Annotated in this window: 17 protein-coding genes; 5 read left to right on the forward strand and 12 right to left on the reverse strand. The window is 68.0% G+C overall.

Annotation, left to right across the window (positions count from 1 at the left end):
• Positions 1–83 precede the first annotated feature (83 nt).
• The 4 genes from Aple_RS44560 (at position 84) to Aple_RS44575 (ending at position 3791) form a co-directional block, all read left to right on the forward strand.
• Positions 84–479 carry a nitroreductase/quinone reductase family protein gene (locus Aple_RS44560; protein ID WP_246265269.1) on the forward strand — a complete coding sequence of 132 codons (396 nt, stop codon included), beginning with the start codon at positions 84–86 and terminating at the stop codon, positions 477–479.
• A gap of 1 nt (position 480) precedes the next feature.
• Entirely contained in the window at positions 481–1383 is a 903-nt protein-coding gene (locus Aple_RS44565; RefSeq protein WP_155350838.1) for an aminoglycoside phosphotransferase family protein, read from the forward strand.
• A 305-nt stretch (positions 1384–1688) separates the two neighbouring features.
• Entirely contained in the window at positions 1689–2450 is a 762-nt protein-coding gene (locus Aple_RS44570) for a sulfite exporter TauE/SafE family protein (protein WP_155350839.1), read from the forward strand.
• A gap of 312 nt (positions 2451–2762) precedes the next feature.
• Positions 2763–3791, forward strand: a complete 1029-nt coding sequence (locus tag Aple_RS44575; protein WP_155350840.1) for an ion channel — start codon at positions 2763–2765, stop codon at positions 3789–3791.
• A gap of 234 nt (positions 3792–4025) precedes the next feature.
• On the opposite strand, the gene Aple_RS56545 is transcribed toward Aple_RS44575, so the two are convergent.
• The 12 genes from Aple_RS56545 to Aple_RS44635 all read right to left on the reverse strand — a co-directional run bounded on the left by Aple_RS56545 (position 4026) and on the right by Aple_RS44635 (position 20470).
• Complete coding sequence (locus tag Aple_RS56545) at positions 4026–4295, reverse strand: integrase core domain-containing protein (protein WP_155350841.1); 270 nt, start codon at positions 4293–4295, stop codon at positions 4026–4028.
• A gap of 491 nt (positions 4296–4786) precedes the next feature.
• Entirely contained in the window at positions 4787–7789 is a 3003-nt protein-coding gene (locus Aple_RS44585) for an aminotransferase class III-fold pyridoxal phosphate-dependent enzyme (RefSeq protein ID WP_246265272.1), read from the reverse strand.
• A 447-nt stretch (positions 7790–8236) separates the two neighbouring features.
• Positions 8237–9238 carry an ABC transporter substrate-binding protein gene (locus Aple_RS44590; RefSeq protein ID WP_246265273.1) on the reverse strand — a complete coding sequence of 334 codons (1002 nt, stop codon included), beginning with the start codon at positions 9236–9238 and terminating at the stop codon, positions 8237–8239.
• Positions 9239–9592: 354 nt separating this feature from the next.
• Entirely contained in the window at positions 9593–10717 is a 1125-nt protein-coding gene (ald, locus tag Aple_RS44595) for an alanine dehydrogenase (RefSeq protein WP_155350844.1), read from the reverse strand.
• A gap of 115 nt (positions 10718–10832) precedes the next feature.
• Positions 10833–12686, reverse strand: coding sequence for an amidohydrolase (locus Aple_RS44600; protein WP_155350845.1), 1854 nt, complete (start codon positions 12684–12686; stop codon positions 10833–10835).
• Positions 12687–12789: 103 nt separating this feature from the next.
• Complete coding sequence (locus tag Aple_RS44605; protein WP_218038826.1) at positions 12790–13761, reverse strand: alpha/beta fold hydrolase; 972 nt, start codon at positions 13759–13761, stop codon at positions 12790–12792.
• A 49-nt stretch (positions 13762–13810) separates the two neighbouring features.
• Entirely contained in the window at positions 13811–14863 is a 1053-nt protein-coding gene (locus Aple_RS44610) for an extracellular solute-binding protein (RefSeq protein ID WP_218038827.1), read from the reverse strand.
• Positions 14864–14925: 62 nt separating this feature from the next.
• Complete coding sequence (locus Aple_RS44615; protein WP_155350846.1) at positions 14926–16008, reverse strand: ABC transporter ATP-binding protein; 1083 nt, start codon at positions 16006–16008, stop codon at positions 14926–14928.
• Positions 16005–16820, reverse strand: a complete 816-nt coding sequence (locus tag Aple_RS44620) for an ABC transporter permease (RefSeq protein WP_155350847.1) — start codon at positions 16818–16820, stop codon at positions 16005–16007. Before Aple_RS44620 ends, Aple_RS44615 begins: the two co-directional genes overlap by 4 nt.
• The gene (locus Aple_RS44625; RefSeq protein WP_155350848.1) at positions 16813–17700 is read right to left on the reverse strand and encodes an ABC transporter permease; all 888 of its coding nucleotides are present in this window, start codon (positions 17698–17700) and stop codon (positions 16813–16815) included. Before Aple_RS44625 ends, Aple_RS44620 begins: the two co-directional genes overlap by 8 nt.
• Positions 17697–18995 (reverse strand): aminotransferase family protein, encoded by a 1299-nt coding sequence (locus tag Aple_RS44630; RefSeq protein ID WP_155350849.1) that lies wholly within the window; start codon positions 18993–18995, stop codon positions 17697–17699. Before Aple_RS44630 ends, Aple_RS44625 begins: the two co-directional genes overlap by 4 nt.
• Positions 18996–19009: 14 nt before the next feature.
• Positions 19010–20470, reverse strand: coding sequence for an NAD-dependent succinate-semialdehyde dehydrogenase (locus tag Aple_RS44635; protein ID WP_155350850.1), 1461 nt, complete (start codon positions 20468–20470; stop codon positions 19010–19012).
• 240 nt (positions 20471–20710) lie between these two features.
• On the opposite strand from Aple_RS44635, the gene Aple_RS44640 reads away from it, so the two are divergent.
• Complete coding sequence (locus tag Aple_RS44640; protein ID WP_155350851.1) at positions 20711–21214, forward strand: MarR family winged helix-turn-helix transcriptional regulator; 504 nt, start codon at positions 20711–20713, stop codon at positions 21212–21214.
• Positions 21215–21244 lie beyond the last annotated feature (30 nt).

Here is a 21244-nt window from a genome sequence, read left to right on the forward strand (position 1 = left end):
GCACGCTTTTACCTGGAAGATCCGGTAGCTGACACATGATGGCAGGATTTCTGGTGATTATTTCGGTCATGGACGATATGCGCGTGATCAATACACGGACCATCGAGGACTTCCGGGCCGCCAGGGGCGGCGGCTCCTTCGCCGGCCGCCAACTCCTCCTGCTCACCACCCGCGGCCGCGTCACCGGCCGCCCGCACACCACTCCGATGATGTACGTCCTCGACGGCGACCACCTGGTGGTCCTCGCCTCGAACGCGGGCGCCACCGAGCCCCCGGAGTGGTACCGCAACCTGCTGGCCCAGCCCACGGTCACCGTCGAGGCGGGCGCGGAGGTCTACATCGCCACCGCCCGCCCGGCCGAGGGCGAGGAGCGCGCCCGGCTCTGGCGGTCGATCACCGAGCAGTACCCGTTCTTCCTCGAACACGAGCAGAAGGCGGGCCGGACGATCCCGATCGTCACCCTGGCCCGGGTGAGCTGAGCTGGAGATCGTGGTGCCGGCCGCGCTGGCGGCCCTGCATGTCCGCTACGAGCGGGACGCGGGGCCCGCGTGGACTGCCTCGCTGCCTGGCTTGGCCGAGCGGATGCTTGAGCGCTGGGGACTGCGGGTGGACGGGGGCGCGATGCACGGGGTCATCACGCTCGTGCTCCCTGTCCTGCGGGCCGATGGGAGTCCGGCGGCGCTCAAGCTCCAGCCGGTCACCGAGGAGACCAGGGGTGAAGGGCCGGTGTTGCGGGCGTGGGCGGGAGACGGCGCGGTGCTGCTGCTCGACGAGGATCCGGCCAGCGGGTCGCTGCTGCTTGAGCGGCTCGATGGGGGGAGGTCGCTGGAGAGCCTGCCGGATTCGTGGGAGGCGCTCGAGATCCTGACCGGGTTGCTGGCTCGGCTCGTTTCCGTGCCCGCGCCTGCGGGGTTGCGGAGTCTGGGCGATATCGCCGCCGGCATGCTGGCCGCCGTGCCGGAGGCGGTGGTCGGGGCCGATGATCGGCGGTGGCTGGACATGCTTGCGGGAGCCGTACGGGAAGTGGCCGGGGAGCCCGGTGATCGGCTCCTGCACTGGGATCTGCACTACGGGAACGTGCTGGCCGGGCAGCGCGAGCCGTGGCTGGCGATCGACCCGAAACCACTGGCCGGGGATCCTGGATTCGAACTATTGCCCGCGCTACACAACCGCTGGGACGACGTGCAAGCCACCGGAAATATCCGGATATCCGTGCTGAAACGGTTTAATCTCATGACCGAGATGCTGGGTCTGGATCGGGGACGTGCGGTCGGCTGGACGCTCGGCCGCATTCTCCAGGACGCCCTCTGGGACATCGAAGACGGAAACCCGGCCAAGGACCCGACCCATCTCGCCATCGCCGACGCTCTCCTTTCCCGCTGACTCCAACCTGTGCTTCTGGGTTGCCCCAGCGCCGAACGATCGGAGGACGTTGGCCGCCCCCGCGTGGAACTCCATGGTGGTGAAGTGGCGCTCCTGCCGTGCATTCGCGGACGAGCGCAGACAGATGTTCGCGGCCGTGCTGACGACGCTCAGCGTGGGCGTGACCAACGAGTCCATCGCCGGATCCTCCCTCTCCCCCGGAATCCCCGAACCATCATCAGCAGCGCCCGAACGACACGCTTGGCCTATATTCTCGGCGCCACGATGACCGGCCCACCCGACTCCGCAGCCCCGGCGGTCCGGTCATGACCGGCCTCGGCACCATCGCACTACTGGCCGGCGCAGGGCTACTCGCCGGGGTGGTCGGCACCGCGGGCGGCATCACCTCCTTGATCTCCTATCCCGCCCTTCTCGCGGTGGGTCTTCCCGCCCTGTCGGCGAACGTGGCCAACATCGTCGCCCTCGTCGCATGCTGGCCCGGCTCGGCCCTCGCCTCTCAGCCCGAGCTGGTCGGCCACGGACCATGGCTGCGCCGGTGGGTGCCGCTGTCGGCCCTGGGCGGGGCGGCGGGCTCGCTGCTGCTCCTATCCACACCGCCGGGCGTCTTCGCCGGCGTCGTGCCGTTCCTGGTGGCCGCCGGTTCGCTGGCCCTGCTCGCCCAGCCCCGGCTTGCCGCCCGGCACCGGCGCGGCCATCCGGCAGGAGCGGGCGGTGTGGTCCTTCCGCTGGGACTGATCGCGATGTCGGTGTACAACGGCTACTTCGGTGCCGGGTCCGGCGTGATGATCCTCGCCCTCCTCCTGATCACCTCCGAGCCCCGTCTGGCCACCGCCAATGCCCTGAAGAACATGGTCATCGGCGCCGGGACGCTCATCTCCGCCGCCGCCTTCGCCGCTTTCGGCCCCGTCGACTGGACGGCCGTCGCGCCGCTAGGACTGGGCATGTTCGTCGGCTCCACGCTCGGCCCCCGCATCGCACGCCGCCTACCGGCCACTCTGCTCCGCTGGCTGGTAGTCCTGATCGGCATTGGTCTGGCAATCCAGCTATGGATCAACCCAAACGGCTGATCACCTCCACGAGGCCGATGGGCAGAGCAACGGCGCCCGACCGTCAACTGCCCACCTGACCTGGCGTCTTGGGCGATCACCAAGGCTTGGATACGTGCCCATCAGCGTCCAGGCCATATCGGAGAATGTCCCACCCCCGTTGCTCCTTTCGCGCTGAATCCGTTTGCGCTGACTCAGATCGCGCTGATCGGGCGACCTGCAGATGCCCTGGCTCCATCGCGCACCTCTCGCTGCGATCTCCGGCAGAGATGAGGGCTGTTTTCTATGGGTTTGTCCCGTTAAGGTGACCTCCACGGATCCGTGGGAGGAAATGTGCCGGTCTTCGTGGCGCGTCTGCTCAGCCGGATCACGCTGCTGGGCAGCTGGTGGACGCCCGTACTGGTACTGACCGTGGTGTTCGTGACCAGCTGGCCGCTGATGGCCCTGGCCGAGCCCGCGGGAAGCGCGATCGTCGAGCCGGGCAATTTCTGGTGGTATTTCGTGGTGACCTCGGCCACGGTCGGCTATGGGGACCTCTATCCGGAATCAGCCGCCGGACACGTCGTCGGGGCGTACGTGATCGTGGGCGGGATCGCCACGCTGACCACGGTATTCACCCGGCTGGCCACCCGCCTGGAGCAGGCCAAGGGACGCAGGATGCAAGGAGCCATCACGGTGGATACATCCGGTCATATCGTGCTGCTCGGCTACACGCCCGGGCGGACCGAGCACATCGTGGACGAACTCATGGCCGATGGCACAACCCGGGTCGTGCTCTGCGCCTGGGACGAGGTCGGCGCGCACCCGATGCCCGACCGGGATGTGGAGTTCGTCCGGGGCGACCTGACCGACGCGGGAGTGCTCCAGCGCGCCGGCGTCCACCGGGCGTACAGCGTGCTGGTAGACGCCCGCGACGACAACGAGGCCCTGACCGTGGCGATCACCGCCGACCACGTCGCGACGGACGCCCACCTGGTCGTCGCCCTCCGCGACATCGCCCGCGTCCGCCACCTCCGCTACGTCGACGAGAACCTCCGCTGCGTCCAGTGGCACACCCCCCACATGATCACCGAAGAACTCAAGGACCCAGGCATCACCGAGATCTACACCCAGCTGATGACCCACGGCGGCGCCGACACCTATTCAGTACGCCTACCGGAATCCCTCGGCCCGATCTCGGTGGACAAATGCCAGACCACCCTCGGCAGACAACATGGCGCAACCCTCCTCGCCGCCCACACCGGCGAACACCTCCTGGTCAACCCCAGCTGGCAGGCCGAACTCCCACCCGGAGCCGTGCTGTACTACGTCGGCTCCCACCGACTGACCCCAGAACAGGTCGCCGAAACCCTCCGGACCTAGCCTTCTCTTCGACAGCTCCAGGTCACACACTGGCCAGCTCGCAGGGGACGTCGCGGTATCAGACGACGCCCCTGCGGGGGGTAGTCAGATCAGGCAGTGGGTGACAGCTGGCTGTAGAACTGTGCGCCTGGCCGAGTAGCAGGCGAGTCCGCCAGCGCGCCCCGCAACACGTACTCAACTCCTCACGGGTTCACCGCTTGGAGGTCTCCATCTCGCCACCCGCACGCCCGATCATCATGCCGCATCTGTCTCCTCCCCTGATGGTCGGAGCTCGCGCACGCCACACAACACCCCACAAGGCCATGAGCTAGGCGGATGTAATTGTCGACAAGCGCAGGGCTGCGTTGCGATGTCCGGGGGCCGTTGCTGCCGGGCTTGGTGCGGCCGGTGCCCGTTGTAGTGGATCAGGTATTCGTGCAGCACGCGGGCCAGATGGCGTTCGCTGAGGATCTGGATCCGGTCCAGGAGTTCGCGGCGTAGGGCTCCGATGACCCGCTCGCACATAGTCACACGCGATGATCCGTGGCTTGAGCGGTAAGGAACTACCGCCAGGTCGGCCCGGCGGGGCGGCGACTCGATAACGGCAGCGTGCAGGATCTCCCACACCGTGGAGGCCGCGATCGGGTAACCCAGGCGAGCCAACTCGCCGTGGATTTTCCTGTGCCCCAGGTCGGGTTCTCCCGCGCCATCCGCACTATCCCGGGCTCCGCCTGTCCGTGAAGGACCACTTACGCGCCACGAGGTGACGATGCCAACGCAAGATCGTCGCCGACGCGACCGGGAACACCTCCTCTCACCGGCCGCGGTGGATCAGCCGAGATAATGCCGCCAGCCAGAGCCGGTCGGCGTGACCCCACCGCGGCCGGCCACCAAGTTGACGGTGGAGCCCCTGGTTCTCGTGACGGAGCACCAGCAGCCCGTCCTCCTTGGACAGATCAGCGTGGACCAGCACCGCATCGTCAGGTAGACCAGCGACAACAACACCCCGCGATGGGTCACCATCCCGCCTCCAGGATCTCGTCGAGCGTCACGGTGAACTCGTCGGCATGGGCCCGGGAGAACATCAGGGGCGGCTTGAGCTTCAGCACGTTCCAGAACGCGCCGGTCGGATAGACGAGGACTCCCTCGTCCTTGAGGCGCTCGCAGACGATGAGCGTCTCTTCTCCTGCCGGTTCCTTGGTGTGCCGATCCCGGACGAACTCCACTCCGCTGTAGAAGCCCTGACCGCGTACGTCGCCTACCAGCTCGTGCCGCCCGGCCAGCTCGGCTAGCTGGTCCCGCAGATACTGCCCGACCGACAGCGCGTTGTGCTGCAAGTTCTCGTCTTCGAGGATGTCCAGTAACTCCAGCCCGATCGCACAGGCGACGGGGTTGCCGCCATAAGTGGAGAAGAACCGGCCGGTCGCGTCGAACGCCTGTGAGATGTCCCTCCTGGTGACCAGCGCGGCCATGGGGAATCCGTTGCCCATGGCCTTGCCCATCGTCACGAAGTCCGGCACGATCTCCGGGCCTTGCGTCTGGAATCCCCAGAACGCCTCGCCGAGCCGGCCGAAGCCGACCTGGACCTCGTCGGCGATGGTGAAGATGCCGCGTTCGGCGGCTGCGGCGAAGATCGGTGCCAGGTAGCCGGGCGGCAGCACGATCTGCCCCGCTCCCGCCAGCAGGGCCTCGAACAGGTACGCGGCCGGCATCCGGCCCTCCCCGGCGAGCCGGTCGAAGGCGCCGATCACCTGCCGGGCATAGCGAGCGCCCGCCTCCGGATCGTCATAGCCGTAGGGCCCCCGGTATCGGTCCGGAACCGGTGTCGGGTGGGTGGTGTCCGGCTTGCCGTAGTGCCGGTAGCGCGAGGGGCTCACATCGGCGACCGCCGAGGTATAGCCGTGATATGCGTCGTCGATGACGACCACGTCGTCGCGTCCGGTGACGTAGCGAGCCATGCGCAGGGCGAGGTCGTTGGCCTCGCTTCCGGAGTTGACGAAGTAGACGACGTCCAGGCCGTCCGGCAGCGTGGCGGTGAGGCGCTCGGCGTACTCGGTCAGCACGTCATAGACGAACCTGCTGTTGGTGTTCAGCCTGCCTAGCTGCCGCGACGCGGCCTTAACGAGCCTGGGATGGCTATGCCCGACCAGGGTCACGTTGTTCAGCGCGTCGAGATAGGAGCGGCCCTGCTCGTCGTAGAACCGGCAGTCCCGCCCCGAGGCCATGGCGATCGGCGTGCTGAAGTAGGTCGGGTGGGTGTTCGGCAAGTGTACGCGGCGGCCTTGCACGGCCCGGTGGATCACAGGTGTCCAGGCGGTGACCGTGTGCCGCGCGCCCAGCAACGGGGTCGGGTCGGGGAACAGCGCCTCCCAGACCCCGCGGTCGGAGTGTGTGACCCCGATGGGCACCGCGGTCCACTCGCCGAGCGGCGCGGTGGCGGTCTGGACCCGGACGCGTGGGGGGAGCCCGTCGCCGGTGTCCGCCGCGACGTGGCCGAGCAGCCTGTGGGGCTCCACGCGCTCACCCGCGCTCACCTCGACGGACAGCCCGGTGTAAAGGGTGCGGAAACCCACGCCCTCCGCCGGTTCATGCCGCAGCACGAGATCCACGCCGGCGACGCCGGAGTCCTCCACCACGCCGGCCAGCGGGGCGTGAACCGCCGTACCCGCTGCGGCGAACACGTCGACCCCGAGGTGGACGTTGGCCGGCTCCTGCTCCCCGGTACGGCGCCGGCGCGGAGCGAGGAACCGCGGCTCGCCGTACCGTCCGACCGGTGTTGCGGTGTCGTGGCCGAGGATCCCCGTGCGCGCGGCGGTGCGTAGCGCTTCCGGGTCGCGAGGGTCGATGCCGTCGAAAAGAGCGCCGCTCGCGCTCAGGTCGACCGGGACGAGCGGATCTGCTACAAGCGGAGCCATTGAGGCCGTGTTGGCCGCGAACCACTGCGTGACCGACGTGGCAGGCGGATGCGGGTCGAGCCCGCACGCCTGGCGAATGACCGCGGTGCCCAGAACGGCCGGCATGTCCGCCAGCGCGATCGCCAGCTCGATGGCGGCCTGTGAACGGTGTCTGGGGTCGCCGTGCCGCTGCTCAGCAGTGAGCCGGGCGGTGGTAGCGGCGACCGTGGCGGACCGGATGGCGATCAGTGGGAAGAGCAGGTCGAGCTCGGCCTCCTCCAGTGGGCACGCCTTATGGTAGGCGGCGGCCAGCGTCGCGGCCACGGTCAACGGGCGGGGTGATCCGCGCATGGCGCTGGACGCCAGCACCGCGAGGTCTGCGACCCGCGGGGCGGGCAGCGCGTCCCCGAAGTCGATCACACCGGACACGCGGTACCCGTCGTGGTTCCGGCGCACCAGCACGTTGAAGACGTTGAGATCATGATGGACGACGGCCGTCGGCAGCCGCGGCAGGCCCTCCTCGAGCATCGGCAGATGCCGCTCACGCAACCGTTCGACGGCCGCGCGGAGGTCCGGGTCCTCGATCCGAGGGATCGAGCCGACCAGCGCGGTGCCCGCATGCGCGAAGTGCCAGTAGTGCGGGCTCGGCGGACCGGGATGCTCGAACGTGGCGGTGGCCACGGCCAGCCGTCCCGCTGTCGTGCCGATGTCGGTGAGGAGTTCAGCAGACCGGCGTCGCACCTCGGCCAGCGGCGTCCCACTCACCCACGTCAGCATGCGGACCACCAGATCTTGGTCGCCGTCGTGGACCGTGGTGACCAGGGCTCCCGACCGATCCTCGACGACCCGCGGAATCTGTAGCCCCGGCTCGCGCTCGGCGAGCTGACGCAGCAGCGCCGACTGGAACTCGTTTGCTCGCCGATCCTGTGGACCGGACACCTTGAGGACATATTGGGCACCGGTGCCGTCCACGACGTGTGTGTTGTGATCGGTCTCCCCGGCCAGCGGCCAGCAGGAGACGGCCTGCACGCCATACTGGTCGCGTAGAATCGCGCGCACGAAAGAGTCGGTGGGTTTCGGCGCGCCCGCGGTGATCCGCTCGTAGCGCTCATCGTTGGTCTGCATTGGCACGGAGAACTCCTATCGGCCAGGTCTCGGCGGGACATCGCGGGACGGAGACGGCACGTCCGGCGCGCGAGCGCTCGCAACGTCAACCGTGGCCCGCTCCGCTGCCCGCGGAGGCATGGATGGGCTGTGAGGATGAGCGGACGCCGCAGGATCGGCGTCGGAATCGGTGACGATGGCCTGGTGCTCCGGATCCAAGCTAACCGTGAGGCTCCGGTCCGGCTCGGCCGGCAGAAGCCATCGTGCAGGAGGGCGATGTAGTTGCCCAGGCCAACCTCCGGTTCGGTGAAGCTTCGCCGCACGATCGTGCCGAGCGGTTAGAAGAAGAACACCAGCAGCAAGGCGGTCGCCGGCGAGACGAGCCAGCCAGCTGCCGCCGAGTACGGCCCGGTCGCACGGGCGCCGTCCGCAGTGGCAGGCGCCGGTGGCGCGAACGTCATCGTTGTCTCACCCTGCGAGCCACGTCGTGTACCTGGTGAGGACCTGGTCGAAGTTCTTGCCCCACCAGGCGGAGTCGGCCCGTACGACGCTACTCCGGCGGTCGGGTGTGAAGGGGTTGACCTGCTGCTGGATGGTGTCGAAGTTCGGCGTGATCTTCTCATTGATAGGCTGCACGGACGCCAGCTCGGCTAGCTTTGCCGATGGCTGCTCCTTGGAGGCGCTGGCGATGAACTTCATCGCCAATTCCTTGTTGGGCGTGCCTTTCGGCACCACGAGATCGTCCCAGTTGACGATCGTCTTGTCCCACACGACCCGGAAGGGGGCGCCCGCCTTGAGCGCCTGGTACGCCCTGGCGGACAGCACCAGCCCCATGTCGACTTGGCGGTCCACCAGCATCTGCTGCATCTGGCCATAGGTCTTGGCAAAGGTGGTCACATTCTTGATCGGGTCCAGCTTGCCGAAGGCCCGGTCGAGGTCAAGCGGGTAGAGCTTGTCCTGCGGAACGCCGTCGGCCAGAAGTGCGGCTTCCAGAAGTCCCACAGCGATCTCCGGCGGCACGATCCGTCGCCCGGGATACTTCTTGACATCGAAGAAGTCCGCGATGGTCGTGGGTGGGTTTCCCGCGTATTTCTTCTCGTCGTACATGAACATGAGGCTGTAGAAGTACGCGGGTACACCGCATTCCCCGACGGTGTCCGGCGGGAAGATGCTCTTGTCAATGACCGTGAAATCGAGTTTCTCCAGATACTTCCCGCAGTACTGCTGCGCGGCCGCAGCGCTGACGTCGACGACATCCCAGGTCACCTTTCCGGCCTCGACCATGGTCCGTATCTTCGCCTCGTCGACCGGACCGTCATTGCGCACCGTCACACCGGTCTCGGCGGTGAAGGGTTCCTGCCACGCCTTCTTCTGGTAGTCCTGGAACGGGCTTCCCGTGGACACGAAGGTAAGTGTTCGGTCGGGGTCACCGGTGGAGTTACTGATACTGCAGGCGCCTAGTCCGACCACGGCCAAGCACGCGGCCATGAATCTGAGGGCTTTGTTCCGATGCACGATCTCCTCCGGGAATGCTGGTACAGGGTTCTGCATTAGCTGTGGTTCGAATGTCCGGCGCCCCCCGAAGCGCCCATCGGCCGCTTGTCAGCGAACCGACTCGACGTACGCGGATAACGCCCTCGTGAGCGTGTCCACCTGTTCCTCACTGATCAGCACGCCGCTGATCGATACCGGTCTCGATCTGCGGCGCTCCGCCCACCCCGCGATATCGGCTCGTGCGGGCCAGCACGACTCGCGGGGCTGAGCCGAGCGACTTGATCGACCGGGATGCGAATTCGCCCGGCCGGTGGGCACGGCCAGTTCGCGTCAGGAAGCGGGGGCCAGCGCCCCGGGAAACGGAAAGTGGTCGAGGCCATGGGCGGCGGCGACGGAGGGGCTGGTGAGACGTCCGTTGTGGGTGCTGAGACCGCGCATGAGGGTGAGATCGGCGCGCAGAGCGTCATGCCAGCCCCGATCGGCGATGCGGGTTACGTAGGGCAGGGTGACGCTGGTGAGGGCGTGGGTCGAGGTGTTGGGCACCGCGCCGGGCATGTTGGCCACGCAGTAGAAGATCGTGTCGTGGACGCGGTAGGTCGGCTCGGTGTGGGTGGTGGGCCGTGAGTCGGCGAAGCAGCCGCCCTGGTCGACAGCGATGTCCACCAGGACCGCGCCCGATTTCATCCGGGCCACGAGGTCGGTGGGAACGAGGGTGGGAGCCTGCGCGCCGGGGATGAGGACCGCGCCGATGACCAGGTCCGCGTCCAGCACCGCCTGCTCGATCTGGTAGGCGGTGGAGGCCACGGTGCGGACGCGCCCGCGGTAGAGCGCGTCGGCGGCGCGGAGCCGGTCGAGGTTGACGTCCAGGAGAGTGACCTCGGCGCCCATGCCCACGGCGATGCCGGTGGCGTTCATGCCGGAGACCCCGGCGCCGATCACCACTACCTGGGCGGGAGGTGTGCCGGGGACGCCGCCCGGCAGGAGACCGCGGCCGCCCGCCGAGGCCATGAGGTGGTAGGCCCCCACCTGGGGGGCGAGACGCCCGGCGACCTCGCTCATCGGGGCCAGCAGCGGCAATGCGCCCGCGTCGGTTTCCACGGTTTCGTAGGCGATGGCGGTGACCTGTCGCTCCAGCAGCGCCTCGGCGCACTCCCTGGACGCGGCCAGGTGGAGATAGGTGAAGAGGACCTGGCCGGGGCGCATCCGGTGGTATTCGGCGGGGATCGGCTCTTTCACCTTGAGGATGAGATCGCTCTCGGCCCACACGTCGTCGGCGTCGGCGAAGATCTTGGCGCCAGCGGCGATGTACTCCTTGTCGCTGATGGAGGAGCCGGTGCCGGCGTCGTGCTCGATGAGGACATCGTGGCCGTGGCCGGTGAGGGTGTACACACCGGCGGGGGTGACGGCGACGCGGTATTCGTGGTTCTTCAGTTCCCGCGGAACACCGATTTTCATTGAACGCCCTTCCAATCGTGGCGGCAGGCGGCCCGCTCCTGGCCGTGCCGGCTGTGATGATCGGGAGATCGACCATCCGGGGAGGGTGTGGCTTGGCACCCTCCCCGGATGACGCCTATCCGCGTTGGATCTCCTCGGCGAGCTGGCAGCAGCACTTGCCGCCGTCCTCGCAGACATGGCCGGACTTGCCGAGTCCGGCACGGGCGAAGGCCACGCCTGCCGCCTTGGCCTGCGCGCCGTCCCCTCGCTCGTAGACGACCTTGCCGTCGACCACGGTCGCGGCCACCTGCATGTCGATGAGGTCGTGCGGGTCCCGGGCAAGCACGTTGCCGTCCACGATGCAGACGTCGGCCGCCATCCCGCGCTCCAGCGTGCCCTTCCACTTCTCCGCGTGGTCCTGGTAGGCGGCGGTGCGGGTGTAGGTGGCCAGCGCGTCGGGCACGGAGATGCGCTCCGCCGTACCCGCGACGCTGCCGTCGCCGCCTTCGCGCAGCGCGGCGGCCATGGTACCGCGCAGCCAGTGGAACGCCACCACCGGCGCGTCCGACCCGCTGGTCACCGGTACGCCCGCCCGGAGAGCGCTGCGGTAGGGCCACTGGTATTCGGTCAACTCCGGGCCGATGACCGATTCGAGCACCCGCCCCTGCAGATACAGGATCTCCGCGTTCATGTTCGCGCCGATGCCATTGCGCGCCATCGTCCGCAGCGTCCGCGCCGAGGGGAAGTTGCAGTGGATCACGTAGTGGCGTAGGTCCTTCTTGCGCCCATTCCGTCCGAGCGCGTTGACGTAGCCGGCCACCACCGCGTCGGTGGTCGCGTCGCCGCACGCATGCGTGCCGATCTGAAACCCGGCGTCCGTCGCGATCTTGATCATCTCGTGCAGGTTCGCGAGCTGTTCCTCATGCGTCGCGCCGCCGATGGTGAGCTGGCCGTTGGATCCGTCCGGATACGGCTCGTTCATCCATGCCGTCTTCTGCCGGGGGATGCCGTCGGCGAATACCTTGACGCCGACGACGTTCAACAGCCGCGTATCGACGCCCTCCGGCCGCTGGAACCCCTCGAGGACGTTGCGCAGCGCCTGCGGTGTGGAGCCGCCGCCCAGCAACGAGGTGATGCGCAAGGTGAGCGTCCCGGCACGCACCTTCTCCGAGTAGAGGTCCAACGGGCCCGTACCGGGCTCGGTGGCGCTCGTGATGCCCATGGAGTGCAGGAGCTTCACGGCGCTGTCGATGGCCCTCGATCGCTCCTCCCGGCTGAAACCGGGGACGACGCTGCGCACCAGGCCCTGTGCGGTCTCGCGGAAGACGCCGGTGGGCTCGCCATTCGCGTCCTTGTCAATGACGCCACCGGGTGGCGGCACAGTGTCCCGGGTGATGCCGGCCAGTCGCATGGCGGCCGAGTTCACGGACACCGCGTGCGCCGAGAAGTCGTTGAGGACCACCGGATGGTTCCCGGAGACCGGATCGATGTCGGCGGCGACCGGGGCCCGGGGCAGCTTGAGCTCCTGCCAGCCCCGGCCACGGATCCACGAGTCGGATGTCGGCGCCTCTTCCGCCGCCTTGCGGACCACGGCGACCAGTTCCTCGATCGTCGTGGTGTCCACGTTCAGGTTGTAGGGCTCGCCGCTCAGGCCGAGCGAGGCGACATGGTTGTGCGCGTCGTTGATGCCCGGCAGCACCGTGCCGCCGCCGGCGTCCAGCAGTTCCGTCCGGCTGCCCTTGAAACGCCGGATGGCACGGTCGTCCCCGACGGCGAGGATCCGCCCGCCGCGGATCGCGACGGCCTCCGCCTTGCGGAAACCCCTGTCCAGGACGAGCACACGCCCGTTGTGAATGATCAGATCGGCGGTCTCCCGCGACGACGACGACGCGTGCGCGGCTCCGGCGGGCATCATGCCCGCCATCGCCGTGCCTGCCGCCACCGCAGCGGCTCCACGCAGTACTTGACGACGGTCCACTTCAGGATTCATGTCGAGCTTCTCCTTGGCGCGTGGGGGGATTTAGACGTGCGGTGCCGCGCCAGAACACCGGAAGGCCGGGGACTAAGGTGCGATCAGCCGTCGGCTGTCGCGATCACACGCGAGTGCCGTGCGGGAACCTGGCACCCCGCAGGAACTGCACGAACTTGCGGTTGAAGGCCGAGGGCCGCTCCCACTGGGGCGCATGGTTGACTTCGCTGAAGGTCAGGGAGCTGGCGTTGGGCAGGTGCTCCAGTACCATCCGCGCGATCGGCGGAGGCATGTACAGGTCCGCGTCGCCCATGGTGATCAGCGTCCTGGTCCGGATGGTCCGGACAAGATCCCAGGTCGGCCGATTCGTCAGTTTCGGAAACGGAGTGGGGTCGGGCCTGGACTGGTGCACGATCTCCTCCCACGCGTGCACGCCATCCGGATTGACCGCCCGGTAGGACGGGCCCAATTCCTTCATGGAATGCGAAAGGCCGCTGAATCCCGTCCCCTGTATCCGGCTCAGCGCATCGAGGAACTCGGGTTCCCGGATTCCCATCTGGCTGTTGATCAGGGACAAGCTGCGCAATCGTCCCGGATGGGAGAGCGCGAAGTCCACGGCGACGTAGCCACCAAGAGCCGCGCCGACCAGATGGAACCGGTCGATCTTGAGGTGGTCGGCCAGCGCGAGCAGGTCTGTCACGGCGGACGGATCTGCGGAGGTCGCGGCCGATGACTGGTAGGTTCCGCGCCGCGAGTACGCGATCGCCCGGAAACCGTTCTTGGCCAGTGCGGGCTGCTGGTACGGCCAGGACAGCGCGCTCCCGGTGCCCGCGTGTAACAGAATGACCGCGGCGCCCTTACCGCCGGTGTCCCAGTACCAGAGTCGCCCGCCGGGGACCTCCACGAAGCCCTCGGTCGCCGCGACCTGCTCCGGGATCGGCTCCGGCGTCAGCGGATCGTCGTCACGGCCGGTGGCGGCCCCGGCCGCGGGCGTCCCCAGCGCCATGGTGGCCGGTACGGCCGCGGCCGTCGCCAGCAGTGCGCCCTTGAGCAGGGCGCGTCTGTGGGTGGCATTCATCCGATCGGGTTCTGACATGTGCCTTGCTCCTGTCTCTGTTGTACGGCCCTCCGCGTCGCCCATCTCCTCAGCTGATCTGCCACTTCGACCACCGCTCGACAACCTCGGCGCGGTGCTGCGTCCACCAGTCGGCGTCGGTGTACAGCAGTTTCTCGGCGTGTGCCGGGTCCATCGCGTTGACCTGTGCCTGCAGGTCGTTGAGCAGGGGTTTGGCCGTGGTGTTGGCCGCGCCTGCGCCGGAGACCTGTGCGAAGGCCGCCGCCTGCTCCGGTTGCGACGCAAACCGGATCAGTTCCTCGGCCAGCGCCTTGTTGGGGCTGCCCTTCGGGATCACCAGCGTGTCCCAGCTCATCGGGACCTTGTCCCACACCGGCTTCCACTGCGTGCCACCGGCTTGGAGCACTGAGTACGCGCGGGCGCTGACGACGAGCGCCAGGTCGGCCTGGTTGTCGACCATGATCTGCTGCTGCTGGCCGTAGGTCTGCGCGAAGGTCGTGTCGGACCGGATGCGGTCATAGACGCCCAGCGCGCGATCGACGTCCAGCGGATACAGGCTGTCCGCCGGCACGCCTTCGGCCAGCACCGCGGCCTCCAGGACGCCGATCGTCGGGTCCTTGCTGAAGATCACCCGCTTTCCCGGGAAGGTCTTGCGGTCGAAGAAGTCGGCGAGCTTGGTGGGCGGCTTGTCGCCGTAGGTTCGCTCGTTGTACATGAACAGCAGCCCGAAGAAGGCGGCCGGCACTCCGCAGTCGGACAGCGTTCCCGGTGGAAAGCTGTTCTTGAGGTCTCCGGCGTCGATCTTCTCCAGGAGCGTGCCGCAGGAATCTCTCGGCAGGAACGCGTCGGTGTCCACGACGTCCCAGGTGACATTGCCGGCTTCGACCATCGTTTTCAGCTTGGCGTTGTCCGATGGGCCGTCCAGCCTGACCTTGGCCTTGGCGGAGGTCTCGAACGGGCGCAGCCATCCCTGCTCCTGGCCGTTCTGGTAAGCCCCCTTCCCGTAGGAGACGAAGGTCAACGTGCGTTCGCCGCCGCTCCCGGCTCCCCCGGCGCCGCATGCTGTGAGCAAAGTCGCGACCATTCCGATGGCCGCCGTCAGGTGGAGCCTCTTTTGACGCATGGCGGGTTCTCCCGTTGTGCTTGAAGGTTCGTAAAGGGGGGTGAGGAGGTGTGCCTGGAAGGTCAGGCGTCAGCTGCGGCCCGGACCACTGCCTCGGTGGGAGATTCGTGGCCGGCCGGGAGTGGTCGGTCCGCGACGACGGCCTGGTGGCGCGGATCCCAGCTGACGACGACGGAGTCCCCGACGGCGCCCGGGGCCGCGGAACCGGCCAGCACCATCGCCGATCCCTGGACGCCGTCCGGGAACCGCAGGCCCACTCGATGATGGTTTCCCGCGTAGACGACCTCGACCACGGTCGCCTCGATTCGCTGGTGCCCTGCTGGGACGGTGTCACCGCCCGCGTGCAGCACTACGCGCTCCGGCCGGACCACGACCGCGCCGCCGTCACGGTCGAGGCCGGTGAAGGTGTTGGACTCGCCGAGGAACTGAGCGACGAACAGCGTCCGCGGCTGCTCGTAGAGCTCGGTCGGGGTGCCGACCTGCTCGATGCTGCCCTCGTTGAACACCGCAATCCGGTCGGACAGGGTGAGAGCCTCGTGCTGGTCGTGAGTGACAAAGATGAAGGTCATACCCAGTTCCCTGTGCATGCGGGCGATCTCGCCCTGCAACTGGTCGCGCAGCTTCTTGTCCAGCGCGCCGAGCGGCTCGTCCATGAGCAGGGCCCGCGGCTGGTAGACGACGGCGCGGGCGAGCGCCACCCGCTGCTGCTGCCCGCCGGACAGCTGCGCCGGCAACCGGTCGGCGAACGCTTCGAGGTGGACGAGTTCGATGACCTCGGCGACCCTGGCGGCGACCTCGGCCTTGGGAAGTTTCCGCTGCTGCAGGGGATAGGCGATGTTGCGGTAGACGCTCATGTGCGGGAACAAGGCGTACTGCTGGAACACCACGCCCAGGTTGCGCCGGTGCGGCTTGACTCGCGACACGTCCTGTCCGTCGATCCGGATCGAGCCTGCGGAGAGCGTGGTGAAGCCCGCGATCATTGACAGCAGCGTGGTCTTGCCCGATCCCGACGGGCCGAGGAAGGTCATGAACTCGCCCGGGGCGATCGTCAGTGACACATCGTCGACGGCGGGCCGGGCCGGGCCGGCGTACACCTTGCTGACGCCGCTGATGGTGATCCCGTGGCCATCGCTCGGCTGGATCATGACGTGCTCCGGGGCGCAGAAGGCTGTCGGCGGACAAGCAGGGGGATGAGCAGGACGAGCGTGGTGGCGACGACGATGAGGCTCGCGGCGGCGCCGATCGTGGGATCGATCTCGAGGGTGATGGAGTCGTACATCTGCACCGGCAGCGTCCGGATGTCCGGCGTCTGCAGGAAGAGCGCGATGACCACCTCGTCGAGGGAGGTGACGAAGGCGAAGACGAAGCCGGACCCCACCCCGGGTAGCACCAGCGGCAGGGTCACCCGGACGAAGGTGGTCACCCGGTTCGCGCCCAGGCTGGCCGACGCGGTCTCAACCGTTCGGTCGTATCCGGCGAGGCTCGTGCCGACGGAGGTGACGACGAAGGGCACGGCCAGAACGGTGTGAGCGAGGACGAAACCACCCAGCGTGCCATTGAGCTGCCACTGGAGGAAGATGCCATAGATCGCGACCGCCGTCACGATGCCGGGCACGATCATCGGTGCCATCATCGCCGAACGTACCGCGCCGAGACCGCGCCACACGGTCCGGTCGAGCCCGAACGCGGCCGCGACGCCAAGGACCGTGGAAAGCGCCGCGACGAGCAGGCCGACCTCGATCGACGTCAACAGCGAGCCGACCCATTCAGGCGAGGAGAAGAAGCTGACGTACCAGCGCAGAGACCACTCCCGCGGCGGAAACTGGAACGTCTCCCCGGCGCTGAAGCTCATGGGGATGACTACCAGCGTGGGGCCGAGCAGCAGCAGGGCGACACAGGCCACCCAGATGCGCAGGCTCCATCCGAGCCGCCGCTCGCGGCCACCCGGGCTAGGCATGATCCACCGCCCTGCTCAGGCTCGCCACCGGCCGGGCGATGCGGGAGACCGCGAAGAGCACGAGCAACGTGACCACGAGCAGGACGCCGCCGAGGGCGCCGCCGCCGGCGAAGTCGGTGAGGTCGCTCACCCGGGTCTCGATCACCTGGGAGATCAGGGCTTCCTGCGGGGAGCCCAGCAGTGCGGGCGTGATGTAGAAGCCCAGAGTCAGGATGAACACCAGCGAGAACCCGGAGATCACGCCGGGCAGCGACAGCGGGAGATAGACGGTGCGGAACGCCCGGTGCCGGGGGGCACCGAGACTGGTCGCGGCGTCCAGCAGCTTCCCGTCGATCGTGCTCATGGCACTGTAGAGCGGAAGCACCATGAACGGCAGCATCACCTGCACCATCGCCACCGTGACCCCCACGACCGTCCCCAGCAGGACCACGTCGTTGACGCCCAGCGCCGCGAAGGCCCTGTCGATCACTCCGCCCCGCTGCTCCAGCAGGTACCAGGCGAAGTTGCGGGCCATGACGCTGGTCCAGAAGGGCAACAGCACCAGCAGCAGCAGAATCCCGCGGGCCTTCGGTCCCACCCTGGTCATCGCGTATGCGTAGGGATAGGCGATGACCAGGGTGCACAGGCCGACCAGTAGGGCGGTCCACAACGTCCGGAGCAGGACGACGACGGACACCCCGTCGTCAAGGAGCGCGAGATAGTGACTGAAGCCGAACTCGGGTTCACTGACGCTCCGCCACACGATGAAGGCCAGGGGGTAAAAGAAGAACACGAGCAGGATCGCCGTCCCGGGCAGGAGCAACCAGCCCGCGACTCGCCGGCCGCGTGCCGCCGGGGGCGGGAGTTCGCCCGGCTCCGCGGGCAGCGTCGCGATGGTCATGGGGAGGTCTCCCCCACGGCCCTGATGTGCTTGATCAGCACCCTCGCCAGCTCGTCCACCTGCTCCTCGGTGATGACCAGCGGCGGCGACAGCACGATGGTGGTTCCGGCCGCCCGTACGATGACGCCGTCGGTCCGGGCCCCGCTCTGGACGGCCGAGGCGTCGCGATCCAGCTCGACACCCAGCATCAGCCCTACGCCGCGGACTTCGCGGACGTGACTCAGCTCTTCGAGCGGCCTGAGTGCCCGCAGCAGCCGCTCTCCCACTTTCGTGGCCCGGTCCAGCAGTCCTTCTCGTTCAAGGATGTCGATGTTCGCCAGCGCCACGGCGGCGCCCACCGGGTGGCCGTTGTAGGTGAATCCGTGCAGGAACTGCACGCCATCGGCGAGGTCGAGCACCCGCCGTCCGATCAGGACCGCGCCCATGGGGATGTAGCCGCTGGTGATGCCCTTCGCGGTGACGATCATGTCCGGCTCGATGCGGTAGTGCTCGCTGGCGAACCAGTGACCGGTCCGGCCGAACGCCGTGACCGTCTCGTCGACGACGAGCAGGATGTCGTTGCGGCGCAGTACTTCCTGAACGCGCGGCCAGTAGTCGGCCGGCGGCGGCACCATGCCGCCGACACCGAGCGCGGGCTCGCCGACGAACGCCGCGATCTTGTCGGCGCCGATCGCCGCGATCCTTTTCTCCAGCTCGTCGACCAGCAGGTCCGTCGCGTTCGCGCCGTGCTCGAGTTCGTGCGGTTTGCCGAGGAATTCGACGCCGGGCATCAGCGGGCCGTATCCGGCTCGCAGGCGGTCGATGCCGGTGGCCGACAGCGATCCGGCGCCCATCCCGTGATATCCGCCGGTGCGGGCGAGAATGACGGTCCGTTCCGGGTGCCCGGCGTGGTGGTGGGCCAAGCGGGCGAGCTTGATGGCGGTTTCGTTTCCCTCCGATCCGCCGTTGGTGAAGAACACCCGCTCGATGCCACCCGGGGCGAGTCGCAGCAGTCGCTCGGCGAGCCTGATGGAAGGTTCGTTCGAGTAGTCACCGAACGATGAGTAGAACTCCAGCTTCGCGATCTGGCCCGCGGCGACGGCGGCCAGCTCCATGCGGCCGTGCCCCACCGGACATTGCCACAGACCGCAAGTGCCGTCGATGTAGCTCCGGCCGGTGACATCCCACAGCATGGCGCCGTCGCCCCGGTCGAAGATGAGCGGCTCCGTGGGCGCGCCGATGACGGTGTGCGGGTGGATCACCGAGCGCACATCCGCCTGAGCGAGCTCGTGCGCACAAGTGGACTGGTTCGTCATGAGTTCTGGTCCTCCTACAACCGCACCGAGACCGATTTGATGTCGAGGTAGGCGTCAATGCCTTCGCTGCCGCCCTCTCGTTCCTGTCCGCTGTTCTTCATGCCGCCGAATGGCAGCTCGGGGCGTACCGGGAACGGGTCGTTCACGCCGACCACGCCGAAATTCAGCCGGTCCACGTTGCGCCAGACACGCGCGAGTGCTTGCGAGTACACGTAGGCGGCCAGGCCGTAATCGGTTCTGTTGGCCCGCTGGATGACCTCGTCCTCGCCGTCGAAGGCATACACCGGCAACACCGGGCCGAAGGTTTCCTCCGAGCTGATCAGCATGGTGTCCTCGGCACCGGTCAGGACTGTCGGCTCGAAGAAGGCGCCCTTGAGTGCGGGGTCGTCCGGCGCCCACCGGCGACCGCCGGCGGCGACCACCGCCCCACGATCGACGGCGTCACCGACGTGCCGCTCGACCTTGTCGATGGCGTCGAAGTCGATCAGCGGGCCGATCGTGGTCCCCTCGGCCGCGCCGTGCCCGATCCGCAGCTGCGCGACCTTGTCGAGCACGAGACCGACGAACTCGTCGTGAACGCTGCGGTGCACGTACAGCCGGTTGATGGAGATGCAGCTCTGCCCCGCGCCGGCGAACTTGGTCGCGACCACGGCAGCCGCGGCCGACTCGAGGTCCGCGTCGTCGTACACGATGGCGGGCGCGTGACCGCCCATCTCCAGCGACACCCGCCGGAGCCGGTCTCCGGTGGAGCGGATCAGGTGCAGGCCGACCTCGGTGGAGCCGGTGAAACTGACCTTCCGCAGCCTTGGGTCGGCCAGCAGGGCACCGGCCACCTCCGCCGGCCTGGTGGTGGTGACGCACTGCAGCACACCCGCGGGCAGCCCTGCCGCGTGGACGATCCGGATGAGCTCCGCACCGATCAACGGGGTCTGCTCGGCGGGCTTGACGATGAGCGGGCAGCCTGCGGCGAGCGCGAGCCCGACCTTCCGGATCAGCATGCTGGCGGGGAAGTTCCACGGCGTGATCGCCAACGCGGGCCCGACGGGCACCTTGAGCACCAGCCCCGGTCCTGCTCCGGCAGGCTGTGTCACCCGTCCGTGAGCGCGCCGTCCCTCCTCGGCCGCCCAGTCCAGCATCCTCGCACTGCCCATGACCTCAGCGCGCGCCTCGGCCAGTGGCTTGCCGTTCTCACTGGTCAGCAGGACGGCCAGCCGGTCGGCGTGCGCGCGGATCTCGGCCGCCGCGTCCCGGAGCATCCCCGCGCGGTCCTCTGCGCTGACAGCTCGCCAGCCGTCGGCGGCGGCTTCGGCGGCGGCCAATGCGGCCAGGGCGTCTTCCCGCCCACCGTCGGCAGCTTGGCCGATGACCTGCAGAGTCGCAGGATCGGTGACATCGAAACTCGCGGATCCCCTCTGCCACCTGCCGTTGAGGAGCAGCGATTCGGGTGCGACCGAGACTGGCGGCGAAGCCGGCATGTCCAAAACCTTCCTGAACGGATGACCGTGGCGGGTGGGGCCAGTCTCTTTGCCGGTATTGATAAAGTCAACAGCAGTGAAGCGTCGTTTCACGTCCGAGATCTCCGGATACGGATCGTCGCCCTTCCTGCCATAGTGCGCTCACTCTCCGGAAACAATCCGGCGAGCCCACCTGTTGCTGACATCAACTGCTACTCGAAGCCGCACCGTGCTCGTGCGCGTTGTCACTACAGTGGACGGATGGACACATCAACGCCCGCCGCGATCCGTGACACCCATCCCCGGACAGAGGCGACGAACCTCGTCCCCATCAGCGGCCTGCTGTCGTACCAGCTGAGCCGGGTCGCCAACGCGCTGTCCAGGAGTGCCACGGTCCGCTACCGCCGGCAGTTCGATGTCAGCCTCGGGGAATGGCGTGCGATCGCACTGCTCGGCGAATCGGCCCCGCAGACGCTCAACCGGCTCGCCCGGCTCGCCGCGCTCGACAAGGCGCAGATGAGCCGCGTGATCAGCGGGCTCACCGAGCGCGGCTTCGTACTCAGGGAGCAGGGGCCGAGGCGGACGACGCAGCTGTCGCTGACCCGGCGCGGCAAGACCCTTTACGAGGGCTTGATCACCGCGGCGAACGAGCGCAACGACGCGTTCCTGGTCTGCCTGACCCCCGAGGAACGCGTCGCCCTGGACGCCGCGCTCGAGAAGCTTGCCACCCTCGCTCGCGCACTCGAACGCTCCGAGAGCGCCTGAGCTCGGCTTCCTGTTGTGCTGGACAACACA

Origin of the sequence: Acrocarpospora pleiomorpha (assembly GCF_009687885.1) — a bacterium.
In the GTDB taxonomy this organism is placed as follows: domain Bacteria; phylum Actinomycetota; class Actinomycetes; order Streptosporangiales; family Streptosporangiaceae; genus Acrocarpospora; species Acrocarpospora pleiomorpha.